At 67.6% G+C, this 15219-nt stretch carries 19 protein-coding genes; 10 read left to right on the top strand and 9 right to left on the bottom strand.

Translation table 11 applies throughout. The features are described 5' to 3' along the window. Nucleotides 1–11 precede the first annotated feature (11 nt). From ACZ6R6_RS42460 to ACZ6R6_RS42450, 3 genes are all read left to right on the top strand, one after another. On the top strand, nt 12–1019 hold the full coding sequence (locus ACZ6R6_RS42460) for a hypothetical protein (protein WP_470102604.1): 1008 nt from the start codon (nt 12–14) through the stop codon (nt 1017–1019). A gap of 102 nt (nt 1020–1121) precedes the next feature. After that, nucleotides 1122–1685, top strand: coding sequence for a hypothetical protein (locus ACZ6R6_RS42455; protein WP_470102603.1), 564 nt, complete (start codon nt 1122–1124; stop codon nt 1683–1685). Nucleotides 1686–1735: 50 nt separating this feature from the next. Then, nucleotides 1736–2857, top strand: a complete 1122-nt coding sequence (locus ACZ6R6_RS42450) for a hypothetical protein (RefSeq protein ID WP_470102602.1) — start codon at nt 1736–1738, stop codon at nt 2855–2857. A 242-nt stretch (nt 2858–3099) separates the two neighbouring features. On the opposite strand, the gene ACZ6R6_RS42445 is transcribed toward ACZ6R6_RS42450, so the two are convergent. Beyond that, a complete protein-coding gene (locus tag ACZ6R6_RS42445; RefSeq protein ID WP_470102601.1) occupies nt 3100–3774 on the bottom strand; it encodes a DUF4190 domain-containing protein in 675 nt (224 codons plus the stop codon). Nucleotides 3775–3938: 164 nt separating this feature from the next. On the opposite strand from ACZ6R6_RS42445, the gene ACZ6R6_RS42440 reads away from it, so the two are divergent. From ACZ6R6_RS42440 to ACZ6R6_RS42415, 6 genes are all read left to right on the top strand, one after another. Continuing rightward, nucleotides 3939–4265, top strand: a complete 327-nt coding sequence (locus ACZ6R6_RS42440) for a hypothetical protein (RefSeq protein WP_470102600.1) — start codon at nt 3939–3941, stop codon at nt 4263–4265. Then, on the top strand, nt 4262–4462 hold the full coding sequence (locus ACZ6R6_RS42435; RefSeq protein WP_470102599.1) for a DUF7620 family protein: 201 nt from the start codon (nt 4262–4264) through the stop codon (nt 4460–4462). The genes ACZ6R6_RS42440 and ACZ6R6_RS42435 overlap by 4 nt, the downstream gene beginning before the upstream one ends. Next, nucleotides 4455–4772, top strand: a complete 318-nt coding sequence (locus ACZ6R6_RS42430) for a putative phage holin (protein WP_470102598.1) — start codon at nt 4455–4457, stop codon at nt 4770–4772. Before ACZ6R6_RS42435 ends, ACZ6R6_RS42430 begins: the two co-directional genes overlap by 8 nt. Beyond that, the gene (locus ACZ6R6_RS42425; protein ID WP_470102597.1) at nt 4769–5578 is read left to right on the top strand and encodes a peptidoglycan recognition protein family protein; all 810 of its coding nucleotides are present in this window, start codon (nt 4769–4771) and stop codon (nt 5576–5578) included. The genes ACZ6R6_RS42430 and ACZ6R6_RS42425 overlap by 4 nt, the downstream gene beginning before the upstream one ends. After that, nucleotides 5565–6164: a hypothetical protein gene (locus ACZ6R6_RS42420; protein ID WP_470102596.1), complete on the top strand. Its 600-nt coding sequence runs from the start codon at nt 5565–5567 to the stop codon at nt 6162–6164. The genes ACZ6R6_RS42425 and ACZ6R6_RS42420 overlap by 14 nt, the downstream gene beginning before the upstream one ends. A 188-nt stretch (nt 6165–6352) precedes the next feature. Then, on the top strand, nt 6353–6622 hold the full coding sequence (locus ACZ6R6_RS42415; RefSeq protein WP_470102595.1) for a hypothetical protein: 270 nt from the start codon (nt 6353–6355) through the stop codon (nt 6620–6622). Nucleotides 6623–6756: 134 nt separating this feature from the next. Here the strand turns inward: ACZ6R6_RS42415 and ACZ6R6_RS42410 are convergent, their stop codons facing one another. From ACZ6R6_RS42410 to tgmA, 4 genes are read right to left on the bottom strand one after another with little or no spacing between them, the layout of a single operon-like run. Next, nucleotides 6757–7644, bottom strand: coding sequence for a phosphotransferase family protein (locus tag ACZ6R6_RS42410; RefSeq protein WP_470102594.1), 888 nt, complete (start codon nt 7642–7644; stop codon nt 6757–6759). A 19-nt stretch (nt 7645–7663) separates the two neighbouring features. After that, nucleotides 7664–8794: an ATP-grasp peptide maturase system methyltransferase gene (tgmC, locus tag ACZ6R6_RS42405; protein WP_470102593.1), complete on the bottom strand. Its 1131-nt coding sequence runs from the start codon at nt 8792–8794 to the stop codon at nt 7664–7666. Next, a complete protein-coding gene (gene tgmB / locus ACZ6R6_RS42400) occupies nt 8791–9753 on the bottom strand; it encodes an ATP-grasp ribosomal peptide maturase (protein WP_470102592.1) in 963 nt (320 codons plus the stop codon). Before tgmB ends, tgmC begins: the two co-directional genes overlap by 4 nt. A gap of 27 nt (nt 9754–9780) precedes the next feature. After that, on the bottom strand, nt 9781–10047 hold the full coding sequence (tgmA, locus tag ACZ6R6_RS42395; RefSeq protein ID WP_470102591.1) for a putative ATP-grasp-modified RiPP: 267 nt from the start codon (nt 10045–10047) through the stop codon (nt 9781–9783). A 140-nt stretch (nt 10048–10187) separates the two neighbouring features. Between tgmA and ACZ6R6_RS42390 the strand changes: the two genes are divergently transcribed. After that, on the top strand, nt 10188–11525 hold the full coding sequence (locus ACZ6R6_RS42390) for a hypothetical protein (protein ID WP_470102590.1): 1338 nt from the start codon (nt 10188–10190) through the stop codon (nt 11523–11525). A 264-nt stretch (nt 11526–11789) separates the two neighbouring features. Here the strand turns inward: ACZ6R6_RS42390 and ACZ6R6_RS42385 are convergent, their stop codons facing one another. The 4 genes from ACZ6R6_RS42385 to ACZ6R6_RS42370 form a co-directional block, all read right to left on the bottom strand. Then, nucleotides 11790–12917, bottom strand: coding sequence for an ImmA/IrrE family metallo-endopeptidase (locus tag ACZ6R6_RS42385; RefSeq protein WP_470102589.1), 1128 nt, complete (start codon nt 12915–12917; stop codon nt 11790–11792). Then, on the bottom strand, nt 12914–13558 hold the full coding sequence (locus ACZ6R6_RS42380; RefSeq protein ID WP_470102588.1) for a hypothetical protein: 645 nt from the start codon (nt 13556–13558) through the stop codon (nt 12914–12916). The genes ACZ6R6_RS42385 and ACZ6R6_RS42380 overlap by 4 nt, the downstream gene beginning before the upstream one ends. 303 nt (nt 13559–13861) lie before the next feature. Continuing rightward, a complete protein-coding gene (locus ACZ6R6_RS42375) occupies nt 13862–14170 on the bottom strand; it encodes a hypothetical protein (RefSeq protein WP_470102587.1) in 309 nt (102 codons plus the stop codon). A 263-nt stretch (nt 14171–14433) separates the two neighbouring features. Continuing rightward, the coding region (locus tag ACZ6R6_RS42370; protein ID WP_470102586.1) for a DNA translocase FtsK at nt 14434–15219 on the bottom strand (786 nt) is incomplete at its 5' end.

Genomic DNA, 15219 nt, shown 5'->3' with positions numbered 1-15219 from the left:
GAGGAGGCGTCTTGACGATCCGCACGTTGGCGCTCGCATCCGGCGTCACCTCGATCCAGGATCACCGGCTGGCGCTCGGAGCGTTCATGACGCCGGGGGCCAGCGCGCTGGAGCGGCGGGCCGGCCTGTACTACTACCCGGGGGCAGCGGACTTGACGTCCGCGAGCGCACTGCAAGCGAACGTCACGCCGTTCGTCGCCGTGGTGGACGGCACGTCGAATGCGCTGCAGGGGCACTACTTGGTCGTGGTGGACGCCAACGAGGTGCTGACTTTCAGCGCGGGCGAGGCCGGGGTGGCGCGCACTGACCGAGTGGTGTTGCAGGTGCGGGACAACGCTTTCGACGGGTCCGGCTCGACCGATGCCCGCGTCGTCGTCGTCAAGGGCAACACGGGCACAGGCGCGGCGAACGCTGTCCCCGCGAGCAGCATTCTGCTGTGGGAAGTGCTCGTCCCCATCGGCGCCTCATCGATCACGTTCTCGTCGGCGCGGACCGACAAACGCGTCTGGACTGGCACCCCGTTGCGGATCCCGGTCAACTCCTCGACCGAGCGGGATGCGTTGCCGACCATTCCGGGCCTGGAAGTGACGCGACTCGACACGGGTGACATCCAGCAGTACTGGGCGTCGGCGTGGCGGACGATCGCACCGTCGCCGACGCCGACGGTGCCGCCGGCGACTCCGCCGACGCTGACGATGTCGGGCACGCTGGTGACAGGTACCGGGAAGGGCCGGTTCTACAACGACACCGGGTCAACGCTGGTCATCACCGGCGTGCGGGCCTCGGTCGGCACTGCGCCGACCGGAGCGTCGATCCTTGTGGACGTCAACATCAACGGCACCACCATCTTCACGACGCAGGGCAACCGGCCCTCGATTGCCGCCAGCGCGTTCACCTCCGGCAAGGTCACGAACATGAACGTCACCAGCTGGGCGAACGGCAGCTATCTCAGCGTCGATGTCGACCAGGTCGGCTCCACGATTGCGGGCGGCGATCTCACTGTCCAGATTTCCCTGTAGCTGGAGGTATCTGTGCCGACATACCGATCGATCTCGGTGGTGACTCCGACCGGGGGGAGCCCCTTCACATGCTCAAAACCCGCAGGAGCGACAACCGGAGACATGCTTTTGGCGCTTCAGGCGAGTGGTGCTGGAACGTCTTCGGCTGGCATGACCGTATCGGGTGGGGCGACATGGATTAATATCTATGATTCCGGAAATAGGAAAATCTGGTGGAAGATAGACGGCGGAAGTGAACCGGCTTCTTATAACTTCACTCACACCAGCGGCGTTACGGGCAGCAGTGTTTTCATTGTGGCGGTACAGAATCCTCTTTCTGCTCCACCGACGGTCATCGGTCAGGCGCATACCAATGGTACTCAAGCGGTTACGCCGTCGTTGACCCCATCGGGTGAGTCTGACCTCGACATCAGATGGGTGGTCGGAACCGACCGGACTGACGTCAGCCCGCCTTCCATCTCGTGGACGCCGCCTGCTGGGTATACGGAACGAGTAGACGCCACCGTAACCAGCGAGTTTTCAGCGACTCTCGCGACGAAACAGCTATCATCGCGCGCTCCGACAGGAACGCAAATATTCACCGCTTCCACTCCATTGTTCAGCCTTACTGAAATCACCATTGGTGTAGGCAGCTCCAGCTTCTCCGGTTGGGGCATGGCCATCTAGCGGCGCCCGTCTTTCGCGTCCTCTTCGAATCTTTCCGTTCAGGAGGTGGCGTGGCGCTTCACCGTTGTGTCGTCGCAGACTTTCTCACGGACGTCGTGTTGACCGAGATGGATCTGGCGGTGGACACCTGTCAGCGGAGGATCATTCTTCCCGGCCAGTTCTCCGCGAGCATGCCGTTGACGAATCGGGATGAGGCCGCGAAGGCTCGGAAGATCATCCCGAATCGCACGAAGATCCACATGTGGCATGGTAGCGACGTTTGGGGCAGCTACTTCATCCGCTACGTCCAGCCGGAAGAGGACGAAGAGGGTAACCTCTCGCTGCGGATCACCGGCCAGTCGCTGGAGGTATATCCCTACCTGCGGAAAATCCGTTCGACTCTCAGCTACAGCGGCTTCGACCAGATCGAAATCGCCCGCCAGCTGCTGACTCACATCGACACCCGAGCTGAAAGCGACTACGGCCTGCAGTTCATGGCCGGGCTGTCCGGCCGCGTCCGCGACCGCACCTACAAAGCGGGGGAGAACGCCAGCTACGGAACCCGGCTGGAGCAACTGGCGAACGTCGTCGACGGCTTCGAATACATGATCCGGTCGTCGCTGGACACCAGCACGGGGCAGATGCGCTACGACTGGGTCTGGGGATACCCCACCCTCGGCACCCCCACCATCACCCGCGACATCACCCAGCCCGGCCAGATCAAGGCCTGGGCCATGCCGCAAGACGGGACCGAGGCCGGCAACTCCTGGCAGACCATGGGCGACACCATCAACAATGACCTCGGCGCTGCCAGCGAACCGGTCATGAGCGTCGTCTACGAGGACGCCGCCCAGCTCGCCGCCGGCTATCCGCTGCTCGACCGGACAGAGACGTACAGCAGCGTCACCCAGCAGTCCACGCTCAACGCGTACGCGCAGCAGCTGCGGGACACCCGCTCCGGCGCGGTGACCGTGCCGAGGATTCTCGTCCACTTCGACGACACCTTCTCGATCAACCCGAACTACCTCGGCGACCGGGCCCGCTTCACCTTGTTGAACGACTATTACCCGCTCGACGACTCCGGCGCGCCGACCTTCAGCCGGGAGTGGCGGATCGTCGGCATGGATCTGCACACCCCGGCCGGAGACGACCAGGAGGCGCGTGCCGAGCTCGTATTTGAGGAGGCCAGCTGATGGGGACGCCGAGGTATCCGAAGACCAACGGCGATGATCTGCGAGAGATTCGCCGCGGTGTTGTCGAGGCGCAGACTGCTGCGCAGAATCGGGTGGCGTTTGTGCAGGCGTCGCAGGGCCTGGTCCTGCCGAACCTTCCCGGACACCCGGCGGCGCCGGCGTCCGGGGTGATCCTGTACGCGATCTCTGGTCACCTGTGGTGTAAGGAGTCTGACGGCTCCCAGCATCAGCTCACGTCTTGATCAGGGGTTGTCGGCGGTGACGCGGCATATCCCGTAGGCGCCGTCCTCGATCTCCTCGCGGGCGACCTTGCCGTCGATGATGATCCGGCACGTCACCTTGCCCGTGTCGCCGGCGTTCTGCACCCACAGGTAGAAGTGGTCGAGATCGTCGACCTTCAGCTCTTTCCGGTACGGCAGCGGCACGCCGTTGTCCTGCGTGATGCGGTAGTTCGCGCTGGCGGTGACGTTGCCCGCGCTGGTGGCGCCGTCGGAGCCGACGGCTTCGAACACCACGGTGTGCTTCCCGCTGCCCTGCACAGCGGTGGAACTGCTGGAGCCTGGGGTCGGGGTGCTGAGGGCTGCGGTGCCGATTCCGGCGATGGTGCCGGCCATGACGAGGATCCAGTAGAGGATCCACAGGCCGGTGAGGATCCAGCCGAGGATGACGCCGGTCAGCGCCATGCCGTGTCCGTCGGTGCGGTCGCGGCGGATCTGGCCGAGGGAGACGTGGCCGAACACGATGGCCAGCAACGAGGTGAATCCGCAGGTGATGAACCCTGTCAGGCCGAGCACCAAGCTGGCGACGGCGAGGCCGTTGGTTTTCGTCGGCGTCGGCGGCTGAGGCGCGTAGCCATACGGCTGGCCGTAGCCCTGCTGGTGCGGGTCCTGCTGGCCGTAGTTGGGCGGGTAGCTCACGGGCGTGCTCCACGGTTCTGAGGGGTGCGTGTGAGACGTCTGAGACCCGTGCTCGGGTTACATGTGGCCGGATCCGGCCACTCGAATCGTGTCGCCTGCGCTGGGATGGTGCGCCCCTGAGGAGCGCAGGCGACACCCGACCACCATATGAAGGGGCGGCTTGAGTGGAATGGGCGCAGATCCCGATCGTCCAGGGCGGCGCCGTTGCGCTCCTGGCTGCGGTCGTCTGGCTGATCGCCCTCGGGCGGCTCGTGCCCCGCTCCACGCTGGAGGACGTCCGCGCCGACCGGGACGCCCGCGTGGCGGAGGCGAACGAGGACGCAGCCGCGTGGCAACAGCTGTACGTGAGCGAGTGCCAAGCGCACCAGACGACCAGGCAGGCGCATGCCCAGGAGATCAGCGCCGCGCTGGCGGCGGCCACGGAGGGCGCGCAGATCGCCGCGGCCTTGCTGACGGAGATCCGGCAACGGCAGATCGAGGCCCAGCCATGAGACCTGACGAGACACCGGACCTCGACGAGGCCGCCCGCTTGGCGGAGGAGTCCCGGCGTCGTGCCGAGGCCGAACTGGAGCAGGCCCGCGAGTCGGCCCGGTGGATCCTCGCGCTGGCTCGCCGGTTGCGGCGGTTGCGGGAGGACAACGGATTCGACCGGTTGATGGATGAGGCGTACGGCGGCGGCCATGGGTGAGGGGTTGAGGTTGGCCGGCAGTGTGCTGGTGGTGGTGACGGCGTTGCTGGCGTGGGCGTGTGTGATCGCCCAGGTGTTGCTGGCGCGGTGGTGGGCGACGTCGGCCGGCCGACACGTGTTCGCGTTCCAGGCGGTGTTGGCGCTGTGTCTCGGCCTGTGGAGCGCCCGCTTGTTCGCTCCTGATGGTGAGTGGTTTCAAGTGGCTCGACTGGTGGCGTTCGCGCTGGTGCCGTGGGTGCTGGCCTGGCGCTTCTTGATCATTGTTCAGACCTGGCGCAAGGGGCGCCGTCAGCGAGAGGAACGCCGATGAAGCTGGTGACGCGCGCACAGTGGGGAGCCCGCCCGGCGGAGCGGGGGCTGACGTCCCTGCCGTCCGCCCGCGGGGTGAAGGTGCACTACGTCGGCTCCCGAGTCCAGGCGAGTCCTACGAAGGCGTGCGGCGCCCACTGCCGGGACATGGTCCGCGGTATCCAGGACCACCACATGGACGGCAACGGCTGGTCGACGATCGCCTACAACCTGCTGGTCTGCGAGCACGGCACGGTCTTCGAGGGCCGCGGCAAGGGCATCATGTCGGCGGCCAACGGCGAGGGTCTGAACCATGGGCATTACGCCGTCTGCGCGCTGCTCGGCGACAAGGGCTTGGTCGAGCCCAGCGACGCCATGCTGAACGGTCTGGTCGACGCGATCAGCTACCTGCGTAACCACGGCGCCGGCCGGGAGGTGAAGGGCCACCGGGACGGCTACTCGACCAGTTGCCCGGGAGATCGGCTGTACCGGTGGGTGAAGGCTGGCGCGCGTCGGCCGGACGCTCCGGAGGAGAAGCCGATCGAGGTCGTCGTCCGTGATGGTGTCGCGCTATGGCCGGGCCGCGTCCTCGAGCTGGTGGACCCGATGATGCGCGGCGAGGACGTGCGCGCATGGCAGGCCCGCCTGGCGAAGCGCGGCTGGCAGATCGGCGTGGACGGCTGGTACGGGTCGCAGTCCCGTTCGGTGTGCCGGTCCTGGCAGCGCGCTGTCGGCCTGCCCGTCACCGGCAAGGTGGATGAGGTGACGTGGGAGTCGGCGTGGTCGTGGCGGCCGCCGACGCCGGGCGAGGTCGATGAGACGAACTGACCCGTGCCGCGACGAGCTCGTCGTCGAGCGCTGGCCCGACGAACGACCCGATTTCATACCGGCTCATATGCCAGGCAACTCTGACCAGCCCGAACGCGGCTGGTCTTCCTGTTTTCCGCCCCGATTTGAGGGCGGCCGGTCCCCCAAGGAGGGGCGCATGAAGATCTTTGGACGCGAGCCCGTCGTCTGGCTCGGCGCCATCGCGGCGTGCCTCGCCGTCTTCGTCACGATCCCTGAGGTTGGCCTCACCGCTGAGGCCGCAGGCTGGATCATGACCATCGTTTCCGGCCTGTTCGCCCTGGCCGAGGCCATCATGACCCGCCCGATCGTCGTCACCGCGCTCACCGGCGCCGTCCGCACGGTCCTGGTCGGGTTCATGTTCTTCAAGCTGCCCATCTCGGAGGAGACTGCGGGCATGCTGGTGGCTGCGTTGAACGCCGTGCTGATGCTGGTGCTGGCCAACAGCGTCACGCCGGCCGCCGACCCCGCGCCGGGCTTCGTTCGATCGGAGGGTGCGGGTGCGATGGTGGGGACGCCGGGGTATCACCCTGGCGACCATGCCGGTCAGGATCTGAGGAGCCTGTAGGCCGCGAGCACGACTCCTGCCCCCGCATACTGAGGGTGTGGGGCCTCGGGTGTTGCGGACAACTTCGTTCGAGGCCCCACCCCGACATCAGAGCGCCCCGCTCGTCCTCCTCGGAGGGCGGCGGGGCGCTTTCGTCACGTCTGGAGGGTCCTCGTAGGATCGCCCGGTACCTGGGGACTGGAGCGATCATGAGCGACTATGAATTTCCGCCTGACCTGCTGGAGGCGCAGCGCGCCTACTGGGCCGCCGACCGCCGCGTGCAGGAGGTGACCGATGCGCTGCCGTCCTCGCAGGAGATCCTGGAGGGCGCCATGAGCGATGAGCAGCAGGCGGAGCTGGTCCAGGTGCGCGAGGCCCGGTTGCAGGCGCTGGAGGTGCTCAACCGGCACCCATGGTGGGCGAACGTGGACAATCCGCACAAGGCCCGTATGGCGCTTCGGGAAGCGGCCGGGGAGTAGACCGTGCTCGGCCCCACCCTCGCGGGGGCCGAGCCCCTCGCGTGGCCTCACGGCTCAGACGCCCCACCGGCCTCACTGGTTCCAGCAGAAAGCCCCCCGCCCAGCTCGGGCGGGGGGCTTCGTCGTGTCTGGGGTCAGCCGGTGCGGTACTCCACCCACGCCCGGCCGGCCGCAGCGGCGCGGGCACGAGACGCGCGGATGCGCTCCGGACCGCGGCGGGCCACGAACTCACGGAACAGCGACCACACCGCGGCCAGCCCGACGACCGCGGCCTCCGGCGCAGCCTTCCAGGCGGGCACTTGTTCGGCCAGCCGCTCGGCCTCGGCCGGGGTGTGGCCGGCGAGGATCAGCCGGGGGATCAGCAGCGCGGTCTCCACCCAGGCAGCGCCCTGGCAGGCGAGACCCCAGTCGATGAGCCGCACCCCGGCAGGGCCAGCGAGGAGGTTGCCCTCGTGGAAGTCGGCGTGCAGCAACGTGTCGCCGGCGAGCTGGTCGAGGTCGAAGCCGGCGCGGGCTGCCTGGTACTGCGCGAGGCTCTCCAGGTCGGCGGGCGGTTCGGCGAGGAGCGCGTCCGCGCGTTTACAGAGGAACATCACGTTGTCCGTCACGGGCGGCACCTCGGCCGCCGGAGCGGGGGTGAGCTGCTCGCCCAAGGCGCGGACAATGCCGATGACGTCGGCGACGTCCGGCGAGCCGGGCGAGAGGTCCACGGGCCGCCGGATGGCAACGTGCTCGAACACCAGCCAGAGCCAGCCGGCGGTGTGCCCGCTCCACAGCATCTGCGGAGCGGGCACAGCCTCAGGTAGGACGGCGCCGACGCGCCGCTCACGCTGGTAGAGCTTTGAGGACGGCACATCATCCGGCAGGGCCTTGAGGAACACCAGCCCATCCGCCGTAGCCAGCCGTATAGCCGCACCAGAGGTCAGTCCTCCTGGCAGGCTGATCGCGTGCCGGATCGGGCCGCACGCGGCCGTGACCGCGCCCTGGACCTCTGCGGGGAGTTCCTCCCACCGGTACATCATGCGCCGCACTGTACGCCGCTCAGGCAGGCAGGTCCCAGGATGGGCCGCTTGGTTCACCTAGCCAGACGTGCTGGCGCTCCCTGGTGACAGTGAGGCCGAACGCTGACTGGTGCGGGGAGCCGGCGTCCTGCCAGAGCAGGATGGCGTCCTCGACCGCGTCCCACAGGCGTAGCGGGCCATGCTGGTGAACTGTCCACCCGCCGCCCGGCGCGGGCCTGGTGTCGGCCCGGGAGCCGGTGCCGACGTCCAGCAGGATCGTGGTGTCGCCGGCCACCGACCGTTGGGCGGCTGGCGCGGCGAGCTGGGCGACGAACAGGGCGGTCTCGTCCTCCAGGAGCGCCGGGTCAATCGTGGACTCGCGGGCGTCGCCGATCCCCGTCATGACTGGCGGGCGGGGCGGCGGCAGGTGGGTTCGGGCGCGCATGAAGTACAGGTCGTCCGGCAGGAATCGGCCGCTCGCCTCGCCGTCGCTGGTGAGGGTGAGGTGCGCGAACGCGACCCCGCCCATCCACCCCCACATCGGCGTCGTGATGGTCCCTCCGGCACGGATCTGCCCCATCCACGCCGGGGGAATGGTCCGTACCGAGCAGGTGCCGATCAGCCGGTCGTAGGGAGCGTTGTCGGCGCAGCCGTGCAGGCCATCGCCCACTACGAGGGTGGGCGCGTACCCGGCCGCGGCGATGGCCTTGCCCGCACGCTCAGCCACGGCAGGGTCGTACTCGACCGAGGCCACTATCTTGTCGCCGAGACGCTGGCACATCAGCGCAGTGGAGTAGCCGGTGCCGGTGCCAATCTCCAGCACCCTGTCACCCTCGCTGATCTGAGCGGCCTCCAGCATCCGCACAACCAGACTCGGCGTGGTGGATGACGAGCTGGGCGAGCCCGTCACCGCGCCGGCCGCCTGCTCGGCGAGGACACCGTCGACCTGGGTCACCCACGTCTCGTCGGTGTAGACCAGAGCCAGCCAGTCGTCCTCGTCCGTGTCGCCGCGGCGGACGGCTGTCCACAGATCACCGCGGGCCGCGTCGCGCAGGAAGACGGCGTCGCCGACGAACAGCTCGCGTGGCACCTCCTCCAGCGCTGCACCCCAGCAGGAGGACTTGACGCTGTCCGCCAGGGCGTGGCGGAACTTCGCGGTCGTGTCGCTCACGACCACCACCCTTCCAGTAGGACCTCAGCGATGGCGCTCGCCATCGCTGAGGCATCAGGTAACCAGGCCCACTGCCCATTCGGGTTGCATTCGATGAAGGTCCAGCCCGGCGGTTGCCCGTTCTCGCGGGTGAGGGCGAAATCGAAGCAGCCGAAGCGCAAACCGAAGTGGTCGAGGTAGGCATGTAGGGCATTCTTGATCGGTTCGGGCACGTCGATGGGCTCGTGGGTGAGCTGCTCCCAATCGCCGCTGCGCCAGTCGAGCGCGCCGTCGGGGGAGGTGATCCGGTAGGCGAATACCTGCCGCCCGATCACGGTCACCCTGGCGTCAGCGGCCTTACACACCTCCTGCTGGAACAGGTGGGCGGTTACCGCCACCGACTCATCCAGCTCGGCCGAGGCGACCTGTTGTGTCCAGATCGCCGACCGGCGCCCATCCGCTCCAGCCGGGACGCCGCGGAACGACTTGTAGACGATGGGGGCATGCTCGGCGGCGAACGCGCGCGCCTGCTCGACATCGTTGGTGATCAGGGTGCGGGGGATGGTCAGCCCGAGCTGGGCGGCCGTCTGCAGCTGGGCGGGTTTGTAGTCGGCGGCGTTGATCGCCGCAGGGTGGTTGACGTACATCGCGCTGCGCAGGGTGCGCAGGATGCCGCCGAGCCCATGCTGAGCTTCCGTGGCGGCGAAGGTTCGTTGCTGGTCGGGCAGGTGAGCGAATCGGGCAGCGTACGGGGTGGGGCGGCGGTAGTACACCGCCCCAACCCCTGCGAGTGCGATGTCGCGACTCGCCGTACGAAGCCGACCAGCCCACTCCCCGCGGTCATCACCGATATAGGCGCTGAACGTCAGCCCGGCACCTATGTCAGCAGGGTCGACGCGGACGACCTGCACTCGGCGGTCGTTCAGAACCTCGATCACCAGGTTGGCTGTGACGTCCTCTGCTGAGGTGATGACCAGCACGGTCTGCGGTGTGGGCTGCATGAGCTCTTACCCGTCGGTGTTGGAGTCGTCGGCGACGTTCGAGCTGCCGCTTGAGCCGTCGGAGCCGCCGCCCTTCGACGTGGTGACGGTTGTCTTGGCCATGTCCACGATCACGCCGGCCTCGTCGTGGAAGTGGGTGAGCTGGGTTGCCGGGTCGAGGTTGATCGTGTCGTACAGCGCCTCAGCTTCCGGGAGAGGGGCGGTCATCCGGCTCAGTCCCCAGGGAATCAGAGGGCGGGGGGTGACGGCGGGCCGATCGAGGATGACGGTCATGCGGATCCTCCAGGTCTGTTGCAGGCGGGACGCCTACGTTGGAGCCCTAACCCTGAGTTAAGGGCTACTACTCATTGACGTTCCTCTGATCCCGGTCCATCGTCGAGAGCCCATCGATGTGAACGAATGTGAGACCTCCCATGGCTCCCAAACGTGCACGTCCGATCGCGAACCCGGCCTTGGCCGCAGCGATCGAAGCGGCCGGATGGACCCACGCGGCAACCGCGCGCCACATCAACGACGTCGCCGCGGAAACCGGGATCCGGCTGCACTACGACCATTCCACGATCGGCCACTGGCTCACCGGAACCTGCCCCCGCAGTGAGGTCGTCGCTGCCGCCGTCGAGGCGTTCAGCCGCGTGCTGCCGGGTATCACCGCAGCAGACCTTGGGTGGCCTACCCCTCCTCAACCGGTCCCGAGGGATCCGTGGCGCGGCGACCCGGTCGCGCACCTTATGACGCTGGGACGTGACGACATGCTGAACCGCCGCTCCGCGCTGCGCGCCGGGCTGTACTCGGTGGCTGCCGCCGCAGTGCCATCCGTTCTCGACCCCGTGCCGGCCCCTGCTCGGGGACGGCGTATAGCCCCGTGGCAGGTGACCCGCGTTGAGGAGGTCACCCAGCACCTGTCGCGGCTGGATGACCACTACGGCGGCGGCACCCGGGCCCCGGTCGCCGCCTACCTGGTGCACGACGTGGAACCTCTACTGCGCGACGCCACTGGCCCGCACCGCGGCGCTCTGCTCAGCGCGGCCTCCCGGCTGGCCTACCTCGCCGGGTGGATGGCCTATGACAACGCCGAGCACCCGGTGAGCCAGCGCTACTACGTACAGGCGACCCGCCTCGCGGCCGAGGCCGACGACGACGTGCAGCGCGCCGGCGTGCTGCGCGCGATGGCGCTACAGGCCGTCGAACTCGGCCACGCCACCCAGGGCCGTGACCTCGCTGACGCCGCCGGCGATGCGCTGCGCCGTGGTGGCCCGCCCCGCACCCGGGCCTGGGTGACCGGTCTACGCGCGCAGGCGTACGCGGCGGCCGGCGACGGCCGGGCAGCGCTTGCCCTGCTCGGCCAGGCCGAGCGTGAGGCCGAGCGGGTGGACTCCGCCGGCGGGTGGACCGGCGTCTTCGCCGCCGCGGCTCTGGCACACCAGATCGGACTGGTTATGGCCGAGGTTGGTGACCTGCCGGTGGCCGAGCGGCATCTGACGGCGTCGGTCGCGGCCCGAGGCGGTGATGAGCGCCGATCGCGGACGTTGATCGCGTTGCGGTTGGCCGATGTGCAGATGCGACAGGACCACGTCGAGGAGGCCGCAGCAACCGTTGTGCGGCTGCGCGATGATCTGCTGGAGGTGTCGTCGGGGCGCGTGAGCCAGCAGGCGGCGGTGCTGCGGCGAGCATGGCAAGGGCATCGGGGGATGCCGGTTGTCGCGGCGGCTGACAAAGTGATCGCGGACAGCTGGAGGTCGATCGCCTCGTGAGCGCGTCGAGGCGTAGCCCAGATTCAGCCCCGCCTCCCCTCGCCGGAGGCGGGACCAGGCTGTCAGTCGTCGGCGAGCTGGTGTAGTACCTCGACTAGGACGAGCTCGACCCAGAGATCGTCCACGAGGGGGTCGAGTGGTGCCATAGTGCCTCCTGATGAGAGGGACGTGCCACCCCTATGCCCGGTTTACGGGCATTCCGAAACAGGTCCGGACAGCAAGAAGCCCTCGTCTGAGGAGACGAGGGCTTCCAGTTGCTCGATGTCAGCCGCGGGCCCTGAACTGCACCAGAACGCCGGGTGGTGAAGTCTCCGCCAGGGGAGCCGGCTTTTGCGCCTGCCACGACGGTGCGTCCGCGTAGCGGCCAACCATTCGGTTCAGTTCGGTGACGTATAGCGGGAAGTCCTCAGCCAAACGCCGGGTGTCAACCGGATCCCCGTACAGCAACTCCATCATCTTCCGCAACGCCCTTGGCCGCTCTGGTTCCCGGGCATCTGCTCCTGGCTCCTGCTTGCGCCAGCCGCGGGCCCCCAGCTGCACCTGCAGGCTGGTTTTCTGTTTTTGGTCGATCGCGCCTACATCGAACGCGCGGAAGATCAACGACGCGATCGACATTCCCCACTTCAGCTTCAGCGGAGCGAGACGGCTCAACGTCACCGTCTTGGAGAACTCCTCCACAGCATCTTCGCGGGGGAACAGGAACTCGCCGGCGAACCGGTCAGCTTCCTTCTCCATCGCGTTTAGATCCCCGCCTGGGGCCCGGTGCAAGACCAAGTGTCCCAATTCGTGGCTGGAGGTGAAGCGGATCCGGTCCCAGGACGCCCCCTCGCCGATCGAAACCAGAGGAAGATCCAGCTCTGCGCCGTCCCATGTGCTGAACGCGTCTAGCTTGCCGTCGACCCACGTTTCCAAGGCGATCACGATGACTCCGGCCCGCTCCAGAGTGTGCAGCACGCGGGGAATCGGTCCATGGGGAGGTAGTCCCAGGGCGGAGCGGGTGAGTTGCGTGGCCTCCTCCATATCGTCCATGCCGCGCAGGTCCGGCACCCGCATCGATGGTGCTTCAAGCTGGCTTCGCATGTGCCGGGCGATCTCGCGGGTGATTTCGGCCTCGCGGCGTACCCGTCGCAGGACGCTTGCGGGTAGGGACTTGCGAGCCCGAAACTGCATGGATCCTTCGGCTAGATCGTCGACGGGAGGCCGCTGTAGGAAGGCGGCAGGCACTTTGAGTGTCTGCGCCAGACGCTCCAGGTGGTCGTCGCTGATGTCTACCGATGAGGTGAGCTCGATCTGCGCGATCCGGCCTTGGGTCAAGCCAGTGCCTTGCCCCGTTCCGGTTTGGGTCAGGCCACGTAGTTCGCGGGCTTGCCGAACCCGTGCGCCGTAAATCACGACGATTCGCCGCCTTCTTCTTTGACGTCCTGCTTGGGCAGGGCGTATTCGTCTAGGTCTTGACCTGCCGCGATGTCCACTACGCCAGCGTCGACGCCGACCATATCGAGAGACTCGGCAGGGTGAGGAATGGGCACGGCCCAGTGCACGGTCGTGTTCTTGCTCTTCTCACCAGGAGCTTTGGGGTAGGTGAGCTCCATCTCCACGCCCTTGGCGGTGATCTCCCACAGGAGCACGAGGGTCAGGCTCTTCAGCTCGATGGGGAAGAGCGGCTGGGTGTACTCGCGAGCGCGCTTACGCGAGGAGGCGCCGGGCGTTTGGCCGTCCCTGGAGCGCAGGCAGCGGATGCGAACGGATTGGTACCGCAGGGAGATGCCGTTGCGGTTGCCAGCTCTGATCTCCACTGTGTTCTTCTCCTCGCCGTCGCAGGCGAGGATGCCGCGGAAGGTGAGTTCATCTACGAGGTAGAAGCGGAAGAAGTCGGCGAACGCCTGCTTCTGGCGCTGGATCGTGGTGACGGAACCGTCGAGCTCCTGGGCGGTTCGGGCCGCCGCGGCTTCGACGGCTTCCCGAAAGCCGGGGAACGCGGCGACGAACTGGCTGGCTGCCGTCTCCGGATTCAGCCACTCACGTATGATCATGGCTAATAATATTAGTCATGATCATACATTCTGGCTAGCCAGTCGAGAGAATATTCGAAAGATCATTCCTTCGGCTGCGCATCAGACTGATTCAGCTTCGCCGCTCATGATGGCCGCCACATCCTCCTCGGACGCTCCCGCGTCCAGTGCTCGCCAGGCTCGACGGGAGTCGTCTGTGAGGCGGGTAAGGGCTGCTGTGAGGCCGTCGTCATCCATGCCGTCCATGCTCGCGTCCCCCGGTGATCGACCGCAGGAGGACACGACAACGTCCCGCCTTGCAGCGAGGGCGGGAGCGAAGCGTGCTTATCTACGCGCCCCTGCGAGGACGGCCTGGACTACGGCGGGCGCAAGGGCGCGGGCGAGTTGGGCTACCACTGGCCCGCGGACGTCCTCGGGCTCCTGCTCGATCCGCGCGAGGACTTCGGCCACCGGCGCCCCGAGCGCGGCGGCGGTGGGCGCGAACAGCTCGACGATCCGAGCGGGATCCACGTCGTCCTGGGCGTGGTGGAGCTCGTCGAGGTGGAGGCCGATGTCGTCCGGGTCGCGCCCGGTGTCGGCGGCGATACGAGTCACCAAGGCGGGGCGGAACACGTCGGCCCACTCGTCGACCATGGAAAGTCCTCCTCCGGATTTATGGCCAGCGTACGGCTGCGCGTGGGATGCACGCGCGAAACTTTTTGATCTTGATCGAAGGGTGCAACCAGGGGTGCAACGCGCCTCCGCCGGCAGGGTGCAACCGGGGTGCCACACCCCCTGCAACGGGGGGCGCAACCAAGGGGTGCAACGCGGGTGCCACACCCCCTCTGACCTGTAACCCCCTCACGCGTTGCACCCCCAGCCCCTCCCGTGAGCCCCGCCGGGGGTGCAGCCGGCGGTCAGTCGAGTTCGGGTCGGGTGAGCATCAGGTGTCGCTGGGCGGCGTCGTCGTAGCCCAGCACACCCGCCTCCCGCAGCCCTCGTAGGCGCTTCTGCGCCCACTGCCGGGTCATGTCCGTCGAGGACCACAGCGGGCTCAGATCGCTCGTGGCGAAGTCCCGGCGGCCGTTGTCCCACCAGTCCTGCAGCAGCTGCACCAGCGCCGCATGGCGCGCCTCTGGCGTCATCGGCGGCGCCTGTGTGAACGTCCATGGCGGCTCGCCGTCGTCGATGTCGGGGATCTCGTCGTCGATGCCGGCCTGAACGTCCGGGTCCGGGTCGTCCTCGGTGAGATACTCCGCGGCCACGTTCTTCACGTCCTCGTCGTCATCCATATCTGCCTCGGTGTCCTGGGCGTCGCCGCGGATCTCCGCTAGCAGCTCCTCCAGCTCATCGACTCGGGTGAGTACGGCCGGCGCGGCGTTCTCGCGCGGCAGGCCGACCACTTCCCGCTGCCGCAGGGCGACGATCAGCGCCTCCGCCTGAGCAAAAGGGATCCGGAGCTTGCGGTGCAGCATCGACGCCGAGGCGAACTGTGTGTTCACCACCAGTTCGGCCGCCTGGGCGAGCAGCTCGACGTCCACCGGCGCTTCGACCGGGGTGGGCGCCGGTGCTGGAGCGGCCAGGGCCGAGGCGTCTAGCCGGGAGATCTTCGCGGTGCCGGCATCGACCTTCTTGTAGGCGGCCGGGTAAGCGGCAGCGTGCGCGCTCAGCGCGGCGTTGGCGAGCTCGTCGTCGAACACCGT

The sequence above is a fragment of the Streptosporangium sp. NPDC048886 genome (assembly GCF_055586905.1).
Note: the sequence above shows the minus strand (reverse complement) of the source record. Positions and strands in the feature narration are given on the sequence as shown.

Excerpts from the sequence above, each read along its gene's own strand:
- ACZ6R6_RS42420 (WP_470102596.1), top strand. The coding sequence starts at position 5,565 with ATGAGACGAACTGACCCGTGCCGCGACGAGCTCGTCGTCGAGCGCTGG.
- ACZ6R6_RS42380 (WP_470102588.1), bottom strand. The coding sequence starts at position 13,558 with ATGATCATACGTGAGTGGCTGAATCCGGAGACGGCAGCCAGCCAGTTC.
- ACZ6R6_RS42415 (WP_470102595.1), top strand. The coding sequence starts at position 6,353 with ATGAGCGACTATGAATTTCCGCCTGACCTGCTGGAGGCGCAGCGCGCC.
- ACZ6R6_RS42425 (WP_470102597.1), top strand. The coding sequence starts at position 4,769 with ATGAAGCTGGTGACGCGCGCACAGTGGGGAGCCCGCCCGGCGGAGCGG.
- ACZ6R6_RS42390 (WP_470102590.1), top strand. The coding sequence starts at position 10,188 with ATGGCTCCCAAACGTGCACGTCCGATCGCGAACCCGGCCTTGGCCGCA.
- ACZ6R6_RS42410 (WP_470102594.1), bottom strand. The coding sequence starts at position 7,644 with ATGATGTACCGGTGGGAGGAACTCCCCGCAGAGGTCCAGGGCGCGGTC.
- tgmA (WP_470102591.1), bottom strand. The coding sequence starts at position 10,047 with ATGACCGTCATCCTCGATCGGCCCGCCGTCACCCCCCGCCCTCTGATT.
- ACZ6R6_RS42430 (WP_470102598.1), top strand. The coding sequence starts at position 4,455 with ATGGGTGAGGGGTTGAGGTTGGCCGGCAGTGTGCTGGTGGTGGTGACG.
- ACZ6R6_RS42455 (WP_470102603.1), top strand. The coding sequence starts at position 1,122 with ATGCTTTTGGCGCTTCAGGCGAGTGGTGCTGGAACGTCTTCGGCTGGC.
- ACZ6R6_RS42435 (WP_470102599.1), top strand. The coding sequence starts at position 4,262 with ATGAGACCTGACGAGACACCGGACCTCGACGAGGCCGCCCGCTTGGCG.
- ACZ6R6_RS42375 (WP_470102587.1), bottom strand. The coding sequence starts at position 14,170 with ATGGTCGACGAGTGGGCCGACGTGTTCCGCCCCGCCTTGGTGACTCGT.